The sequence below is a fragment of the Trinickia sp. genome (genome assembly GCF_036503415.1).
Taxonomy (GTDB): Bacteria; Pseudomonadota; Gammaproteobacteria; order Burkholderiales; family Burkholderiaceae; genus Trinickia.
The window spans coordinates 1-16,241 of sequence record NZ_DASXWY010000103.1 but is presented as its reverse complement, the minus strand read 5'-3'; the positions used below and the strand labels follow the sequence as shown (position 1 = coordinate 16,241).

21 protein-coding genes and 1 pseudogene are annotated in these 16,241 nt (G+C 62.9%); 13 read left to right on the top strand and 9 right to left on the bottom strand.

The features are described 5' to 3' along the window. Positions 1 to 157 (top strand): elongation factor 1-alpha C-terminal domain-related protein (locus tag VGL01_RS14115; RefSeq protein ID WP_414720257.1); only part of this gene is annotated, 157 nt, incomplete at its 5' end. Between the two features lie 105 nt (positions 158 to 262). Here VGL01_RS14115 and VGL01_RS14110 read toward each other — a convergent pair. Beyond that, positions 263 to 457, bottom strand: coding sequence for a glycine zipper 2TM domain-containing protein (locus tag VGL01_RS14110; RefSeq protein WP_331570298.1), 195 nt, complete (start codon positions 455 to 457; stop codon positions 263 to 265). A 102-nt stretch (positions 458 to 559) separates the two neighbouring features. Then, positions 560 to 1,342, bottom strand: coding sequence for a helix-turn-helix domain-containing protein (locus VGL01_RS14105; RefSeq protein ID WP_414720256.1), 783 nt, complete (start codon positions 1,340 to 1,342; stop codon positions 560 to 562). 558 nt (positions 1,343 to 1,900) lie between these two features. Between VGL01_RS14105 and VGL01_RS14100 the strand changes: the two genes are divergently transcribed. Genes VGL01_RS14100 through VGL01_RS14075 form a run of 6 tightly spaced genes read left to right on the top strand, consistent with a single transcriptional unit; the run spans position 1,901 to position 7,026 of the window. Continuing rightward, complete coding sequence (locus VGL01_RS14100; protein ID WP_331570302.1) at positions 1,901 to 2,563, top strand: c-type cytochrome; 663 nt, start codon at positions 1,901 to 1,903, stop codon at positions 2,561 to 2,563. Then, positions 2,560 to 3,852, top strand: coding sequence for a c-type cytochrome (locus tag VGL01_RS14095; protein ID WP_414720255.1), 1,293 nt, complete (start codon positions 2,560 to 2,562; stop codon positions 3,850 to 3,852). The genes VGL01_RS14100 and VGL01_RS14095 overlap by 4 nt, the downstream gene beginning before the upstream one ends. A 12-nt stretch (positions 3,853 to 3,864) precedes the next feature. Continuing rightward, a complete protein-coding gene (locus VGL01_RS14090) occupies positions 3,865 to 4,044 on the top strand; it encodes a cytochrome c oxidase subunit 2A (protein ID WP_331570296.1) in 180 nt (59 codons plus the stop codon). Positions 4,045 to 4,053: 9 nt separating this feature from the next. Next, on the top strand, positions 4,054 to 4,623 hold the full coding sequence (locus VGL01_RS14085; protein WP_331570294.1) for a cytochrome C oxidase subunit II: 570 nt from the start codon (positions 4,054 to 4,056) through the stop codon (positions 4,621 to 4,623). Beyond that, entirely contained in the window at positions 4,613 to 6,238 is a 1,626-nt protein-coding gene (locus tag VGL01_RS14080) for a cbb3-type cytochrome c oxidase subunit I (RefSeq protein WP_331570292.1), read from the top strand. Before VGL01_RS14085 ends, VGL01_RS14080 begins: the two co-directional genes overlap by 11 nt. Beyond that, positions 6,235 to 7,026 (top strand): c-type cytochrome, encoded by a 792-nt coding sequence (locus VGL01_RS14075; RefSeq protein WP_331570290.1) that lies wholly within the window; start codon positions 6,235 to 6,237, stop codon positions 7,024 to 7,026. Before VGL01_RS14080 ends, VGL01_RS14075 begins: the two co-directional genes overlap by 4 nt. A 43-nt stretch (positions 7,027 to 7,069) precedes the next feature. On the opposite strand, the gene VGL01_RS14070 is transcribed toward VGL01_RS14075, so the two are convergent. After that, the gene (locus VGL01_RS14070) at positions 7,070 to 7,567 is read right to left on the bottom strand and encodes an Lrp/AsnC family transcriptional regulator (RefSeq protein WP_331570288.1); all 498 of its coding nucleotides are present in this window, start codon (positions 7,565 to 7,567) and stop codon (positions 7,070 to 7,072) included. 326 nt (positions 7,568 to 7,893) lie between these two features. On the opposite strand from VGL01_RS14070, the gene VGL01_RS14065 reads away from it, so the two are divergent. From VGL01_RS14065 to VGL01_RS14055, 3 genes are all read left to right on the top strand, one after another. Continuing rightward, positions 7,894 to 8,655, top strand: a complete 762-nt coding sequence (locus tag VGL01_RS14065) for a hypothetical protein (RefSeq protein ID WP_331570286.1) — start codon at positions 7,894 to 7,896, stop codon at positions 8,653 to 8,655. Between the two features lie 8 nt (positions 8,656 to 8,663). Next, positions 8,664 to 9,164 carry a hypothetical protein gene (locus VGL01_RS14060; RefSeq protein ID WP_331570284.1) on the top strand — a complete coding sequence of 167 codons (501 nt, stop codon included), beginning with the start codon at positions 8,664 to 8,666 and terminating at the stop codon, positions 9,162 to 9,164. 153 nt (positions 9,165 to 9,317) lie between these two features. Beyond that, the gene (locus tag VGL01_RS14055) at positions 9,318 to 9,797 is read left to right on the top strand and encodes a DoxX family protein (RefSeq protein ID WP_331570282.1); all 480 of its coding nucleotides are present in this window, start codon (positions 9,318 to 9,320) and stop codon (positions 9,795 to 9,797) included. Between the two features lie 14 nt (positions 9,798 to 9,811). On the opposite strand, the gene VGL01_RS14050 is transcribed toward VGL01_RS14055, so the two are convergent. Together VGL01_RS14050 and VGL01_RS14045 are read right to left on the bottom strand one after the other, a co-directional pair. Beyond that, positions 9,812 to 10,357 (bottom strand): sigma-70 family RNA polymerase sigma factor, encoded by a 546-nt coding sequence (locus VGL01_RS14050; protein ID WP_331570280.1) that lies wholly within the window; start codon positions 10,355 to 10,357, stop codon positions 9,812 to 9,814. A 19-nt stretch (positions 10,358 to 10,376) separates the two neighbouring features. Further along, positions 10,377 to 11,018 (bottom strand): DUF1109 domain-containing protein, encoded by a 642-nt coding sequence (locus VGL01_RS14045; protein ID WP_331570278.1) that lies wholly within the window; start codon positions 11,016 to 11,018, stop codon positions 10,377 to 10,379. Between the two features lie 261 nt (positions 11,019 to 11,279). On the opposite strand from VGL01_RS14045, the gene VGL01_RS14040 reads away from it, so the two are divergent. The 3 genes from VGL01_RS14040 to VGL01_RS14030 all read left to right on the top strand — a co-directional run bounded on the left by VGL01_RS14040 (position 11,280) and on the right by VGL01_RS14030 (position 13,494). Beyond that, complete coding sequence (locus VGL01_RS14040) at positions 11,280 to 12,167, top strand: DUF692 domain-containing protein (protein ID WP_331570276.1); 888 nt, start codon at positions 11,280 to 11,282, stop codon at positions 12,165 to 12,167. Then, positions 12,164 to 12,931, top strand: coding sequence for a DNA-binding domain-containing protein (locus tag VGL01_RS14035; protein ID WP_331570274.1), 768 nt, complete (start codon positions 12,164 to 12,166; stop codon positions 12,929 to 12,931). Before VGL01_RS14040 ends, VGL01_RS14035 begins: the two co-directional genes overlap by 4 nt. Positions 12,932 to 13,167: 236 nt before the next feature. After that, positions 13,168 to 13,494, top strand: a complete 327-nt coding sequence (locus tag VGL01_RS14030) for a hypothetical protein (protein WP_331570272.1) — start codon at positions 13,168 to 13,170, stop codon at positions 13,492 to 13,494. Positions 13,495 to 13,584: 90 nt separating this feature from the next. Here the strand turns inward: VGL01_RS14030 and VGL01_RS14025 are convergent, their stop codons facing one another. The 4 genes and pseudogenes from VGL01_RS14025 to VGL01_RS14010 all read right to left on the bottom strand — a co-directional run. Continuing rightward, on the bottom strand, positions 13,585 to 13,980 hold the full coding sequence (locus tag VGL01_RS14025) for a hypothetical protein (protein ID WP_331570270.1): 396 nt from the start codon (positions 13,978 to 13,980) through the stop codon (positions 13,585 to 13,587). Between the two features lie 85 nt (positions 13,981 to 14,065). Further along, positions 14,066 to 15,205: a high frequency lysogenization protein HflD gene (locus VGL01_RS14020; RefSeq protein WP_331570268.1), complete on the bottom strand. Its 1,140-nt coding sequence runs from the start codon at positions 15,203 to 15,205 to the stop codon at positions 14,066 to 14,068. Positions 15,206 to 15,312: 107 nt separating this feature from the next. Next, entirely contained in the window at positions 15,313 to 15,918 is a 606-nt protein-coding gene (locus VGL01_RS14015; RefSeq protein ID WP_331570267.1) for a DUF1007 family protein, read from the bottom strand. A gap of 64 nt (positions 15,919 to 15,982) precedes the next feature. Then, a pseudogene (locus tag VGL01_RS14010) lies at positions 15,983 to 16,241 on the bottom strand (MFS transporter); the annotation flags it as partial.

Genomic DNA, 16,241 nt, shown 5'->3' with positions numbered 1-16,241 from the left:
GACGATGAACGACATCGGGCGCGTGTCGCTGACGCTGCAAAAGCCGGTGGTGTGCGACGTGTATGACGAGCAGCCGGCGACGGGCGCGTTCGTGCTCATCGACGAGGCCACGCATCATACGGTGGCCGCCGGCATGATTCGAGGCTTCGAAGCATGAGCGGGGCGGAAGTGCGCTGCCGACGGTAGTTTTTGCGTCCGCTGTTTGCGCTCGTTAATCTGCAAAAAAAGCGAGGGCACGCCCTCGCTTTTTCATTGCATGAATTTATTTGCCCAGTTCATAGCCGACGATGCCGCCTGCAACCGCACCGCCCACTGTACCGACGGTGCTGCCATGTGTGAGCTTGTTGCCGGCGTAGCCGCCCGCCGCCGCACCGCCGAGCGTGCACCCACCGAGCAGCGTCAGCGCGGCGACGAGGGCACCTATTCGAGCGCGCTTGAATCGTACGAACTGAATCATGATGCAACCTCCGCATCGCTAGTCATACCGCATATCCAGCAAGGCGCGTGCCACCGCGGGCGGGGCAGGCTGAGTTCGCCGCCCGCCGTGCTTCCCTGAAGCCTAAGCCGGACACCGCCCCTGCTGCGCCTCACTCAATCTGCGCAGATCGAGAATCCGAATATCCTTGCCGTTGACCTCGATCAACCCGTCCTTCTGAAAGCGCGAGAGCGATCGGCTCACGGTCTCGAGCTTGATACCGAGAAAGCTGCCCAGTTCCTCGCGCGTCATGCGCAATACGAATTGCGTCGGTGAATAGGCGCGCGCTTGTAACCGCCCTGACAGATCCAGCAGAAAGCTCGCGACACGCTCGTCGGCCGTCATCGTACCCAGCAGCAGCATAAGGCCACTTTCGCGTACGAGCTCCGCGGAGAGCATGCGATAGACATGATGCTGCACCGCCTTCACTTCGCGGCTAAGCAATTCAAGCAGCTGAAATGGCATCACGCATACGCTGCTGTCTTCGAGCGCGATCGCGTCGCTCGCGCATTGCCCGTTCGAGATGCCGTCGAGTCCCAGCGGCTCGCCGGCAAGATAAAAGCCGGTGACCTGTTCGCGACCGTCGGGGAGCAGGGTTACCTTCTTGAAGGAGCCTGTGCGCACCGCATAGACGTTCTTGAACGTATCGCCCACGCGATAAAGTGCCTCGCCCTTCTTGATCTGGCGATAGGCGAGCACGAGATCGTCCATTTCCCGGGTGCACGCCAGATCGTCAGGGTTCATTGCGCAAAACTGCCGCATTGCGCAACTCTTGCACGATTCGGCCGGCAGCGGCCTGGCCGTCGTCGAGGAATGCGGGACCTCGTATCCGTACCGTTCGGAAGCACGCTCGCGAGCGACTAACATTTCGTTCTCCTCAATGCATTTGAAGCAAGCTTCGCTGTTTGGCGGGCCGTTGTCACTCGATCGGCCGCGGCTAACCGTCGCACTGCGCGTTTGCATTGGCATCGGCCGCGACAGGCCGTTGCGGCTCAGGCCTGACGGCGCGCGGCGGCGAGGGTGGCCTGCGGCAAATCGGCACTGTCCATGACATGGATCAAGGGCTGGCCGTAGCGATATTGGTTTAATGGGGCAGTTTCGGGGCCGCAATGGTTGGGCCGCGATATCGTTGCGGAGCCGGGCGAGCATCGTCACGCCGGACACCGCCTCGCGCGCTCGTGGGAACGTACCGTGCGCCCCGCTCCGGGGCGCGCGGTGAAGCTCGGTCGGACGATATCGCAGCATTTCCATCATTGCGTGTCATTGCCTAGAATCATCGGCACAGCCACACAAAGTCGCATTGCCGTTCCGGTTCGCACTGTGTGCGTGCCTTCGCGTACACCGAGTCGCCTATCGATCCGTCGCCGGAGACGATGACTGATGCTAAGAAAAACTGTCGCTGTCGCCTTGTCGTGCCTTGTCTGGATGAGCATGGCCCGCGCTGAGGATCATGTTGGCGAGCGCGCGCCGGATACCATGCAGGCGCGCGTATTAGGCTGTGCCGCTTGTCACGGTGGGCACGGCGAAGGCACCAATAACGATTACTTCCCGCGATTGGCGGGCAAGCCGGCCGGCTACCTCTACAACCAGTTGATCGCGTTTCGCGATGGGCAGCGGCAATACCCGCCGATGAACTACCTGCTCGCCTATCTGCCCGATGCGTATCTGCGCAAGATTGCGGATTACTTCGCCGCTCAGCGTCCCCCCTATCCGCCGCCTTTGACACCGGCCATCCCGGCTGCGCTGCTCGCGCGCGGCGCGCAGCTCGTGAAAAGCGGCGATCCGGCGAACGACATTCCCGCCTGCGCCGCGTGTCACGGTGCCGCGTTGACCGGCAGGGAGCCCGGCATTCCGGGACTGCTGGGATTGCACGCCGAGTACGTGAGCGCACAACTCGGCGCCTGGCGCTACGGCACGCGCAAATCGGTCGCGCCCGATTGCATGCATACCGTCGCATCGCGTCTTTCGAACGATGACATCACGGCGGTTGCCGCGTGGCTCGCGGCATCGCCCGGACCGGCCAATCCCGCGCCCGTCGCCAGGGGAAGCCTGAAATTGCCGCTCGCCTGCGGCAGCGAACCGCAATGACGGAGTATCCGGTGTCCGCATTTTTCCTCTTCCTTCGACACAGGCTGACGAGCCTCTGCGCACCTTTCGTGCTCGCTGCCTCATGCACGGTCGCGTTCGCTCAAGGCCCGAGCCCCACGGCTGCCGATACGGTCAAGCGCGGCGAATATCTTGCGCGCGCCGGCGACTGCATCGCGTGCCACACGAAACCGGGCGACAAGCTTTTCTCCGGTGGCCGGCCCATGCCGACACCGTTCGGTACCCTCTATTCGCCGAATATCACACCCGATAACGAAACCGGCATCGGGCAATGGAGCGCCGACGAGTTCTACTCGATGATGCACACCGGCCGCTCGCGCGACGGCGCGCTGCTCTATCCCGCGATGCCGTTCGGTGCCTACACGAAAGTCACGCGGGCCGACAGTGACGCGATCTTCGCTTATCTGAAGTCCGTGCCGCCCGTGCGGCAACCCAATCGGCCGCATGAGCTGCGCTTTCCGTACAACAACCGGCAACTTCTGATCGGTTGGCGCACGCTTTATTTCCACGAGGGCGAATACCAGCCCGACCCGACCCGCTCGGTCGAATGGAATCGCGGCGCCTATCTGGTCGACGGGCTCGGCCACTGCTCGATGTGCCACACCGCTATCAACGCGCTCGGAGGCAGCTCCGAATCGACGGCGTTCGAAGGCGGTCTGATTCCGATGCAGGACTGGTACGCGCCATCGCTCACGTCGAACAAGGAGGCCGGTCTCGGCGATTGGAGCATCTCCGACATCGCCGATCTGCTGCAAAAAGGCGTTTCCCGCCGCGGGGCCGTTTATGGACCGATGGCGGAAGTCGTCTACGACAGCTTGCAATACCTGTCCGACGACGACGTGCGTGCGATGGCGGTCTACCTGAAGTCGTTGCCGCAACACGGCGGAGCGACCAGCGGTTCGAACGGGAACGTATCGCGCGAAGAACGGGGACTGCTGTTCACGCTCGGCGGCAAGATCTATCAGGCGCAGTGCGCCAGTTGTCATGGCAAGTCCGGCGAGGGCAAGCTGCCCGACTTCCCGCCGCTTGCGAACAACCAGTCGATTCAAATGACATCGGCCGTCAATCCGATCCGCATGGTGCTCAACGGGGGATACGCCCCCGGCACGGCCCGCAACCCGATGCCGTACGGTATGCCGCCTTTCGCGCAATCGCTGACCGACGATGAAGTGGCTGCTGTCGTCACGTATATCCGGACCGCCTGGGGCAACCGCGGCGCGCCTGTCTCGGCGAAGGAAGCGAACGCACTGCGCTCCGCTGCCTTGTATTGATTGGAGGACGCCATGAACACCAACGAAGTGCGCGCGCCGGTCGAGCCCGGCGATGACCGGCAGGTCGAGGAAATCGTCCGCTCAGGGCCGAGCGGCGCCCTCGCCGTTGCAGGCATCGCCACGGCCATCGTCATCGCGTTGTGGTTCGCGTTCTACTTCCTCGTCTTTCTACCTCGCGGCGTCATTTACTGATCGAACGACATGTCGAACACTCCCCACCCCGGCCACTCGGACGGCGCGGACGTCGTAGAGCGCATCGAGCGCAACTGGGCGATCGTTGCGGTCGGCCTCATCGTGGTGCTCGTCGCCATGGTCGTCTATACGGGCTTGCATTGGGCCATGATGCCGCCGTCGCGCGTCGAGACCATCGACCCGACGACGCTGCACGTGAGGGGCGAATTCATCGAGAGCAATCTCGGCACGGCGCGCGAAGCCGATGGCTCGGTGACGGTGCGCGTCGTCGCGCAGCAATACTCGTTCACGCCGCAGTGCATTCTCGTTCCGGCCGGGACGCCGGTGACGTTTCGCGTGACGAGCGCCGATGTCGTGCATGGCTTTCTCGTCACCGATACCAATATCAATTCCATGGTCGAGCCCGGTTACGTATCGACCTTCAAGACGAAGTTCGCCAAGCCGGCCGAGCATCTGATGCCATGCCACGAGTACTGCGGCACAGGTCACGAAGGGATGTGGGCCAATGTGAAGGCGATCGATCGCGCCGAATTCGACAAGCTCGCGGCAACTGACCGGAGACTCAGCTGTGTTAAATAACCGACGTCTCGTGCTTGCGCACTTCTGGTTCGCGTTCGCGACCTTCGGCGTGGCGCTGCTGCTCGGCGCGTGGCAGATGTACGTGCGTTCCCCGCTGCATGCATGGCTTCGCCAACCCGAGCTCTACTACCGCTCGGTCACGGCACACGGCTCCGTCATGGGCTACGTCTTCCCGACGCTGATCGCGATGGGTTTCGGCTATGCCATCACCGAGCTTTCGCTGGGCCAGACGCTGCGCGGCAAACGCTGGGCATGGGCGGGCTGGTGGCTCGTCGTGGTCGGCTCGCTCATGGCGATGGTGACCGTCGCGCTCGGCAGCGCCTCGGTGCTCTACACGTTCTATCCGCCGATGATCGGCAGTCCTTTCTATTACCTGGGCGTCGTGCTCGTCGTCGTCGGGTCGTGGATATGGGTTGCGCTGATGTCGATCAATTTGCACGTCTGGAAACGCGCGAACCCGGGCAAGCCCGTGCCGTTGCCGATGTTCGCTAACGTGGCGGGATCGTATCTGTGGGGCTGGACTGCTGTCGGCGCCGCGCTCGAAATCCTGTTTCAGATCCTGCCTGTCGCGTTCGGGCTCAAGTCGACGATCGATTCCGGGCTTGCCCGCGTGTTTTTCTCGTGGACACTGCATGCGATCGTTTATTTCTGGCTGATGCCCGCTTACATCGCCTACTACACGCTCGTGCCGCGCGCCGTCGGGGGGCGCCTGTACAGCGATGGCATGGCGCGCATTTCGTTCATTCTGTTTCTCGTCGTGGCGATGCCGATCGGCATCCATCACCTTTTCGCCGACCCGCAGGTGGGCTCGGGCTTCAAGTTCCTGCAGTCGGTCTTCACGGCGCTCGTTTCGGTGCCGACACTGCTGACCGTTTTCACGATCTGCGCATCGGTGGAAATCGCCGGGCGGCTGCGCGGGGGCCGCGGCGCATTCGGTTGGCTGCGCGTGCTGCCGTGGCACGAACCGATGATGCTCGCCGTGGCGTTTTCGTTCGTCATGCTGGGTTTCGGCGGCGCGGGCGGGCTCATCAACATGAGCTACCAGCTCGATTCGACCATTCACAACACGCAGTGGATCACGGGCCACTTCCATCTGATCTTCGGCGGCGCCATCGTCATCATGTATTTCGCCATCGCCTACGAGCTGTGGCCGCAATTGACGGGGCGTGCGCTATCGAGTGTCACGCTGATGAAGTGGCAGCTCTGGCTATGGTTCATCGGAATGATCGTGACGACGTTTCCGTGGCACTACGCCGGCATTCTCGGCATGCCGCGACGCATGGCGTACTTCGATTTCAGCAATCCGGCCCTGGCGCCCGAGGCGATCACCGTCACGATGTCGACCGTCGGCGCGTTGATCCTGGTCGCATCCGCGGTCCTGTTTTTCATGGTGTTGGTGCGCGGGCATCGCGGTGCCGCGGTGACGCCCGCGCAGTTCGAATTCGCGACGGCCGTGCATCCGCCCAAGACGCTTCCCGTCGCGCTCAACAGCTTCGGGTTATGGCTTGCGCTGATGATCGGGCTGACGGTGGTCAACTACGGTTACCCGATCGCGCAACTGCTCGTGCTCAAGGAGACCGCGGTGCCCGCGGTCTGGATGGGGGGCCAGCGATGACGACGGAACGGCTTTTCTCGCTGCGCAACCGATGGTTCGCACTGAGCGTCGGATCGACGGTTGGGATCGCGGCCGTGGCGGCGCTCATCGGCTTCGTCTGGCTGCCTTCGGTCCAAACCGATGCGCAGTTCGCGGGCATCTGGAATGCGATCTGCAGCGCGGCGGGCGTGCCGCAAAAGTGGCTGATCTCGACGCCGCTCACCTCGCGCGTGAAGACGAGCGATGTGGTGTTGACACCGTCCACGCTCGGCAATGTCGATGCGCTTTCGATCGGCCGTGGCGCCACGCTTTCGTTGCGGTGCACGATGTGCCACGGTCCGCAGGGGCTGAGCCAGGCGAACTCGCCCAATCTGGCCGGCCAATATGCGTTGGTCATCTACAAGCAGTTGCGCGATTTTCAAAGCGGTGCGCGCACCAATGCCGTCATGACGCCGATGGTCGCGACGCTGAACGATGAGGACATGCGCGACCTGGCGGCCTACTACGCGGGCTTGCCGCGTCCAGCCGGCTATCACCCCGCATCGCAGCCGGTGCCCGATATCGTTGCGGTCGGCTCGCCGATGCGCAACATTGCGCCGTGCGCGTCGTGCCACAGCGCAGCGGATCGCAAGCTGGGCGCACCGTGGCTCGAGGGCGAGCCCGCCGTCTATATTCGCGCGCAATTGCAGGCGTTCGCGTCGGGCGATCGCCATAACGATACGAGCGAACAGATGCGCAATGTCGCTCGACAGATGACGGCAGGTGAGATCGAGGCTGCGGCGCAGTACTACGCGAGCCAGCGGCCGTAGCTATCGTTGCGGCGCGTTTGCAGGGGCGGCGCAACGACGATCTTCATTCCGTGCGAGCGTTCGCGCGAGCCTTGCCGCTCATTACCGCGTGATCGAGCGGCAAGGCGGTGGTCTGCTTGACGACTTCCATGGCGAAGCTGGCGCTCACATCGAGCAGCTCGGCGACTTTGATCAGCCGTTTGTACACACTGTCGTACCCCGCGATGTCCGGCACGACCACCTTCAGTAGATAGTCGACCTCGCCCGACATGCGATAGATCTCGACGATCTCCGGCACCGTCGCGACGCCCTTCAGAAACCGTGCGGTCCAGGCATCGTTGTGTTGGCTCGCGCGAATCATGACGAAAGCGGTGAGCCCCAGATTGAGCTTCGCCGGATCGCAGAGCACCACCTGCTTGCGAATCACGCCTTCCTCGCGCAGCCGCTGGATGCGCCGCCAGCAGGGCGTCGGCGACAGATTGACGGCGCTTGCGATTTCGTTCAGGCCGAGCGAAGCATCTTCCTGCAATAGCGTAATTATTTGCGCGTCTATTCTGTCCATAGCCAATCCGCTGAAAAAGTTTTTCAAGTATAGGCGTAGTACGCGTATGACGCGAAGGCAATGCCGCCACGAACTATCGATACGGACAGCGAAGGGCTTCGGTGTCCGTCACAGTGCTTCGCCTCGTCAAAGGAGCTCGTCCCCTTGCCGTATTAAATTGGGCTTCGTATTCGAGAGAGGGGCAAGCGATGACTATTTCGTTATTCAGACGTACATCGGCTCACGGCGTTGGCGATAGCGCCGATCGACCCGGACCGAGGCATGCGCGGATTGCGACCGAGCCCGCAGCGAACTCGCTGCCTTCGACGTTGGGCGGGCTTCGACGATTGGAGAACGGGCTGCGCAAAGTGTTGCCGCAGCCATTGGCCCGTTCATTGTTCACCCGCCTCGCGCCGCTTCCTTCAGCGAACAAAGGCTCCACGGATTCGGCTCGCTCACCCCATGAAGACGCCGGCGCTGGGCACGCACCCGTGGACAATCGCGGCGCGCGCTTTTCCAGCACCCCCGGCCCTGACCTCGTCGAACTGGCTGCGGCGCTCGTGGACTTCGAGAACGAGACGGTGCGTTACCTCGAGATCGGAAGCATTCTTGATAAATGCGAGACCGGGCGCGCCGCGATGAACGACGATCTCGCCCACGCCGTCTTTCGAGCGATTGCGTCGTTTCAGGATACGCCGCGGGGTGAGTTGCTCGATCGCGCGCTCCACTTGGTTTGCCGCGATCCGAATTTGAACGTTTCAGCGCAGACACTGGTGTACGACGAATGGTTTCCGGACGAATGCGAGCAAGTCTTCAAGCACATGTATGCCGCGGTGATGGCGTCGGAAGACACCCCCGAACGGGCCGCGCGGCTCGCAACGCTTACCGCGCTGCTTTATCGATTGCCGCCTTTGGCCCACGACGCAGCTGTCGATAAAGTGATTGATGTGATCGCCCGGACGGAAAGCATGGAAAACAGGTGGGCGCCGCTGACGGAACTGCGCAGGCATGCGGACCGCCTGTGGCACGACAGTCATGACAGAGCGTACCTGCTGCGGGTGATCGAGCAGCTCGGTGGCAAAGCCGTCATAACGTTGCAGCACGTCTGATCGTATGCGTGGCGGTCGGTTCTCTTAAACGGTATATACTGTTTGTATCGTTTACGGACCGGGAGACCACGATGACTGATGCAACCACGCCGAAGCGCGCTACGGGCAGGACGGCGCGCGTGCCGAAACACGCGAACGGGCACGCCAGAACGCACACCGATGCTCAGTCCATTCAAGTGAATGAAGCAGCTACTGAGCCGGTGCATGTTTCCGTCAAGGCGGGGAAAAAGGGCAGAACCGGGAAGACAGCCGCAGCCGTGCCTGCGCCCGAAAAAACCAAGCGCCAGAAGAAAGAGAAGGTGGTGCGCGACAGTTTCACGATGCCCAAATCGGACTACGAGCGCATTGCGTCGCTCAAGCAGAAGTGCCTCGATGCCGGCGTCGCGGTCAAGAAGAGCGAGTTGCTGCGCGCCGGGCTGATCCTGCTCGACGCATTGTCGAGCAAACGTCTCGTCGCAGCGGTCTCGACCGTCGAAACGGTGAAAACCGGCCGCCCCGCGAAGGACTGAGTTCTCGTCGTGCCGCAGCATGCCGTCGAAAATAAAACGACGCGTGCTGTAACCGCGTATGCGGACATCGCGAATTAATGCACAGCTTCCTTGATCGGCCGACGCCTCTCGCGCGATGCGTCGGCCCCGTGCATCTTCTCGATGGAGACCGACATGCAAACTGCTCATTCCGGGGCCGCGGCGTCCCCTGCCGTAACGGGCCTGCGCGGGCGATGGAACCGACTCGCCGATCTGGCTTCGCGAAGCATCAGCCATTCACTGCTGGCACTCGTGTGCCGCGCGGCGATTGCAGCGATTTTCTTTCTTTCGGGACGCACCAAGGTCGTTGGATTTCTGACGCTGACGCCCGGCACCTACCAACTGTTCCGCGACGAATACAAGATTCCGTTGATTCCCCCGGAAATCGCCGCGCACATCGCCGCCTATTCCGAGCATCTGTTTCCGTTGCTGCTCGTGCTTGGGCTCTTCACGCGTGGCGCGGCGTTGGCACTCCTTGGTATGACGACCGTCATCGAAGTGTTCGTCTATCCCGATGCGTGGCCTACGCATCTTTCATGGGCAGGACTGCTGCTTTACCTGGTTGCACGCGGCGCGGGCTCCGTTTCGCTCGACCGGTGGCTCGGTATCAAGTAACGAGTCTTGCGCCCCTACGCGGTCGTGCGAAGCTTGGCCGCGAGCGCTTTCAAGCCCCGGTGCACGCCCACCTTGACCGCCGATTCGGACAACCCCGTCAGTTGCGCCGTTTCGGCGACGGAAAGTCCCTCGAGCTTCACATGCTGAATCGGCAGGCGCTGCTTGTCGGGGAGTTGCTGCAGCAGCTTGCCGAGATCTCGGCGGGCCGAGGCGGGCTCGTCGTCGCACACGGCGAAGATATCGATGTAATCGTCGATGGGATCGTGCAGCGACTCGCGCCGCGCCCGCGCGCGAAAAAAATCCATCAACTTGTAGCGTGCGATGGCGTGCACCCACGCCGTGAGCGGTTCGTCCGCCCGATAGGTGTGGCGTCCGTTATGGACCGCGAGCAGGATTTCCTGCACGAGATCTTCGACGTCGTCGCTCAATTGCGGAATGCGTCTGCGCAGGAAGCCGCGAAGATGGCGCGTCAGCTCGCTCAGAAACGTCTGATAAGCGAGCGAGTTCCCGGCCATTGCATCGATGAGCAGGGCTCTAAGGCGAGTCTCTACCGATTGCACGTCGTATCCGTGGGCGAATTTACCAGTGCAGCCATTTGGGGCCCAGCAGTGCCCCGGCCACGGTCGGCACGAGCATGCCGAGGACATACCAGAGCGCCCAGAACGCGACGCTCATCTCCGGGCAATGCAGGCAGTAGGCGATAGTGGCCGTGGCACCGGCCAGCAGCCCCGTGGCCGCGCCGGCGAGGCGCAGGTTAGTCGGCGCAAGCCCACGTACGGCCGCAAATGAGGCCACGAACCCTGGAATCGACAAGAACGCGATATTGAAAGGGCAGGAGCGCCAAGTTTCGCCCATCACCAGCGCGACGCGCGCACCTGCCGGTGCCAGCAGCACGACGATGAGCCCCGCCAGCCAGACGGCGGCGACGGGCACGCCGATCCCGGCCCACGCCAGACCGACGCGCGCGCCCGGGCGTGCGAGCCGGATCGTGACGCCGAGCGCGCCGGCGGCGAGCGCGACGGGCAGCGCGACCTTGGCCCAGAAAATCGGCGTGGCCGACACGGTGCCAATGTCGGGCCGGACGCCATAGACGGTCACGACCAGCAGCGTCGCGCCGAGCGCGGCTGCAAGCAGCGCCCAGCCGAAGCGCCGGGCCACCACGTGCCGATCGACCGGTGTGACGCCTTTTGCTAGCAACGAGACCAGTAAATCGGTTTCCATGTCCATATACCTCGGTTCATGAATATAGTTCGCTGCGCGCGCCGTTGCGGTTACAGCGCGGGGCGAAATCGCGATTATCGTTCGAAAGTGTGCGGTTTGTGTAACCGTCGGCGCGTATCGTGCGAACTAAGAAGCAGTCGCGGGCGCGATGTTTTCGTCCGTTTTTATTTTCATATCGATGAAGGCTTACATCATGCATGCGAGCGACATGGGCGGAAGTATCCGAACGATCGTTTCGGTGTACCAATGAACGGCAGGGCTATGAGCACGCAGCCGCAGCCGATACTGCTCGGGGCTGGCCTGGGCCTCAAGCCGGCGCACTACGAGGACGCCCGGATCGCACGTATGCCTGGGCTCTGGTTCGAAGTGCACCCCGAGAATTACATGGTCGACGGCGGCCCGCGCCTGGCGTGGCTCGAGACGATTCGCGCGCACCACCCGATATCGCTGCACGGCGTAGCGCTTTCGCTGGCGGCGGCCGCACCGCCAGACGAAACCCATCTCCTACGCCTGAAAACGCTCGCACAACGCGTGCAGCCGGCGCTGGTTTCCGAGCATCTCGCGTGGTCGGCCTGGCGCGGGCATTATCTTCCGGATCTGCTGCCGTTTCCGCGCACCCACGAGGCGCTTGCGCGCATCACCGCGAACATTGAACGTACCCAAGAAGTTCTCGGCCGCCCGATCGCCATCGAAAACCCCGCTCATTATTTGACGATCGAGGGGCATGACTGGAGCGAAACCGATTTCTTGCGCGAACTGTGCCAGCGCACCGGCTGCGGCCTGCTTCTCGATGTCAATAATGTCTACGTCAGTGCGCGCAACGTGGGCGTCGACGCGCACGCATATATCGACGCAGTGCCGGCCGATCGCATCATGGAGATCCATCTCGCCGGTCATTCGCTCGATGCCGGCACCTCACCGGCGCTCGTCATCGATTCGCATGACGCCGCGATTGACGATGCCGTCTGGGCACTCTATAGGCATGTCATCGAGCGAGTGGGTCCGCGACCGACGTTGATCGAGCGCGACGACAACATCCCGGCGTTCGACGTGCTCTGCGGCGAGCGCGGCGTCGCACAGGCGTTGCTCGATGGTGCGGCCCGATACGGTCGCGACGGCAGCCGGACCGAGAACGAGGTGGGCGCATGAACGGTTCGCTCGAGCGCTTCCAGGACGCATTCGCCGATGCGCTTTTCGGTGCCCAGTCCGGCGACGAACGCGTGGCACGCCTTCAGGAACAGCCCGGCTTCTCGGTATATCGCAATACGGTGTTCAAGGGCTGCGTCGATGCGTTGCAAGCCAATTTTCCGGCTGTGGCGCGGCTCGTCGGCGAGGCGTGGTTTCGCTCGGCTGCGGCGAGCTACGTCGGTGAACATGCGCCAGCCGACGCGCGTCTTGTCCACTACGGTGCGGATTTCGCCGCTTTTCTCGAAGATTTTGAGCCGGCGCGCGGCATGCCGTATCTCGCGGAAGTGGCCCGCCTCGATGCGCTTTGGGTGCAAGCGCATACAGCGCGCGATGAGGTACCGATCGATGCCGCCGCGGTGGCGACGTTATCGGTCGAGGTGCTCGGGCAAGCGATATTGCGCCCGCATGCTACCGCCCGCTGGATCGCGTTCGATACGATGCCGGCATTCACGATCTGGCGCGCGAACCGAGAAGGGTGGGACGTTCCGGACGATCTCGTGTGGCAAGGCGAGCGGGCGTTGCTGCTCCGTCCCTTCGGCGAAGTCACGTGGCAACCGCTTAGCGTGGCGGGCTATGCGTTTCTCGATGCGTCTGCCGTGGGCCAGCCGTTCGATGCGGCGGCGGCGCGGGCGCTCGATGCGCAGCCCGAGGCAGCGCTCGGCGATGTCGTCGGCGAATTGTTGGCTGCGGGTACGTTTAGTGCTGTCGTAACGGAACGGCGATGAATGCGCGTTGAGCTGCGATGGCTCCCTGAGCCGCAGACCGAAGGCCCGACGATGCGCGTTGCGCGCATGCGCTCATCGCCTACACTGGGGAGTGCCGTCTGCCGGCCGGGGTGACGGCTCCGACGAATCGGGCGCCGCAGCAGAACCGACTCCAGCGGGCGAATGACGGCAAGGGCCGCGACGTCACACCGCTGCCCGGGCTCATCTGGAACGAAGGTCAACGAAGGAGTCCCATCATGTTGCAAACGAGCGAGATCCAGAAACGCTTCAGTCATCTACAACAAACCATCGGCGAAGCATCGCGCACCTGCGGAAGCAGCCAATCGGTCCCGCAAGATCTGAAAAAATGTGTCGAGCAGCTCGACAGCGAATGCCAGAAGGCGCAGTCCGTCATGGCTTCTCAGGACCCGGATCAGATGCGTGAATGCATCGATCAGATGGAGAGCATCAGCGATCGCGCGGAGCGCGCGTGCAAGAGCGCCGGCGGACTCGACGCAAAAGTGAAGCAGTGCGTCGATACGCTGCATAACGAATTGTCCGATTTCAAGCATCAGCTGCACTGATGCGCATCGGTTCGTACTGCGAGGTTTCGTCGCAGTACGAATTGCCCTGCATGAATCGTTAGCCGCGAAACGGCACGGCCGTGCAACGCTTCATGCCTGCTCCGGAGCCGCGCGGACCACTGCGGCTCCTTGGACAATCGCTCTGGCGAGAGCATGCCCGAGTCCCATTGCAATGAAGCCGACGGCAAAGTGAGCCAATTGGACCACCCAGTGAAGCGAACCCGGCAACAGCTGCAACTGCGCGACGCCGAGCACCGGCACGATCAGGCTCCAGGCAAGCGCGAACAGTACGAAGCCGAGACGTACCCGTGCGAGCAGCGCCAACGCGACCAGCACCCAAAGCGATAGAACCAACAGCGCGCCAAGCAGCATGTGCAGCGGGACGAGCGACAGTGCGCGGCCCGACCAAAACAGGAAGCCAAGGACGATAAGGGCGAGCCCTGAGAGACTGACCACGAACCGTGCAGCGACAACAGTGCGTTTCATGTTAGCTGACCTCGCATCGATTGGAACGGGAGGGGAGAAAGGCCCGCAATAGGCCACACGGGGCGTGCTGAAGGGTCGGTGCCGATCAATAGAGAGACGCCGTGGCGGCTCCGCTGAACAACAGCGCGAGCTGCAACGCGGAGAATACCAAGATTGCGCCGATTGCACCGATGGCGAGCGCACGACGGGCGCGTGTCGTGCGAAAGCGGTAGCGCAATGCAACGCGCGCAAGCGCCCTGTTCGCCCCGATGCTGCCTAGACCGATCAGTGCGACGGTGGTCGCTACCCCGGCCGCCATCGCGAAGGTGGCGGCGATGCCCGCAGCGGTGGCGTGAACCGCCATCGATGTGACGAGCGCGAAAATCGCGCCGACGCACGGGCGCGCGCCGGAGGCCAGCCCGAGCATGAAGATCTGCTTGAGCCGCGAGCGCGATGCGTCGTTGTGGATAGCCGGTACGTCGATTGCCATTTGAAATCGAGGCGATGTATTGCCGCGCGGCATGCCCGATAGGCTTGCCAGGGGGCTGCGCAAATAGACGCCTTGTGTTGTTGCGTCGTCGGGGCGTGCAGCATCGACGGCGGTTGAAACCGTGAGACGTGCGCCGGTTTCATCGCCACGGGGGAACCGCACAGCCGGCGGTTCGTCGCAGCATCGATCGCGCGCGCGGCTCGATCTGATCGCCCATGCACTCGTCGCGCAGAGCAGCGCGTAGCTGACGATCTCCATGGATGCCGCGTGCGGCATGACACGCGTGAGCCCGGCGTGGGCGAACCATGCTGCGCCCAGCACGAGTCCGATCGCCGTCAGTGCCTGAACGATCGCTGTCCATGTGCTCAACAGGACAGCATCGCCAACGCGGGCCCGGCGAGAGCCCAGATAGGTAGTGACGACGAGCTTACCGTGACCCGGTCCAAGCGCATGCAGCGAGCCGTAGCCGAACGACACGATCACCAAAGTCGCCCACGCGGCCCACGATGCGCCATGCGGCCACTGCGCCAGGAAGCTTTCAATGCGGGCGTTGAAGTCCGCCTGGACATGCAGCCAGTTGCCGATGGCCGAGCGCACCGCGCTCGGCATATTGCGGATCCACCATGACGGCGGCGCGGCGGCGCTCGGTGGTGCCGAGGCTGCCGTTGCGGCGGAATCTGCCGGTTGGCCGAATACGTCGAGCGCTTGAGCCTGCGCGCCGATGCAAGCGCTGAACAGCGCGAGCGCGATCAACACACAGACCACCGATAACCTGTTTGGGGCGCGGAGGATATATCGCCGTGCGTACGAGCCTGCGCTCGCCAAGTCGGCATACGCGCGACGAGAGGATAGGCGTGCGGCGGCTAACATGTGATTTCACTCGCGCTCGGCAAGACGAAGCCGTTGAAAATCGGGTGCATCTTGTCGACGAACGATCGAGTCGAGCAGTTGTGCGGCGAACCAGGCCCGAACGATACGGGCGAGTCCGCCTCGGGTTCGTAATCGACGTAGTACGAGGGGTCCCAGATGCCGAGGACTACTTTCTTGCCCCTCACGTCGACCGGTGAAACAAGCGGTAGCCGAAACGAATAGACGATCTTGCCGCCTTCCACGGATACCTTGAATCCGGTCGGCTCGCCGACGGTTTTCGGGTCGCCGTCGACGAAAACATGCGTGAAGTAGGCACTGTGCGCGAGCGATACAAAGGCTTGATCGTGGAAACGCTTCGTTTGAGCCGCATCGAGCGGCCCGTTCGCCGGCAACTGGTCGACGCCGACGAGCTGCACCGGAAAGCCTTCCGTAAAGCGCCAATGCTCCTCGATCGCGACGATCGAGGTACCGTCCGTTTGGACGATCGCCGCGTACTTTATCCAGACGTGCGGATGCGCCAGTGCGATGTTTGCCGGCAATAACAGGCAAACCAACGAGATTCGCGACAGCGCGAGGGCAAGGCGAGTGCGGCAGGGCATTGGGTGGGCATTGCGCGGCGGTGGAAAGTGGCGCTCATTATCACATCCGATCGATGTATGCCGATCATTCAGCGGCGCCGGTAACGGATTTGCCGACGTGCAACGCACGCAGCCCGATTCGCGCATCGTCGGATTCTCCCGAAGGCCGAATCTGCGGCATGAAAAGCGCGAATACGACGAATGCGGCGGTCGCCGCCATCGACAGCGCCACGAATGCGGTCGCAAACCCGAAGCGATCTGCGACGAAGCCCCCTATCAGATTGCTCAACGCGGCGCCCGTACCGACGGCGAGCGACATCGCACCCTGCGCGAGATTGAAGCGC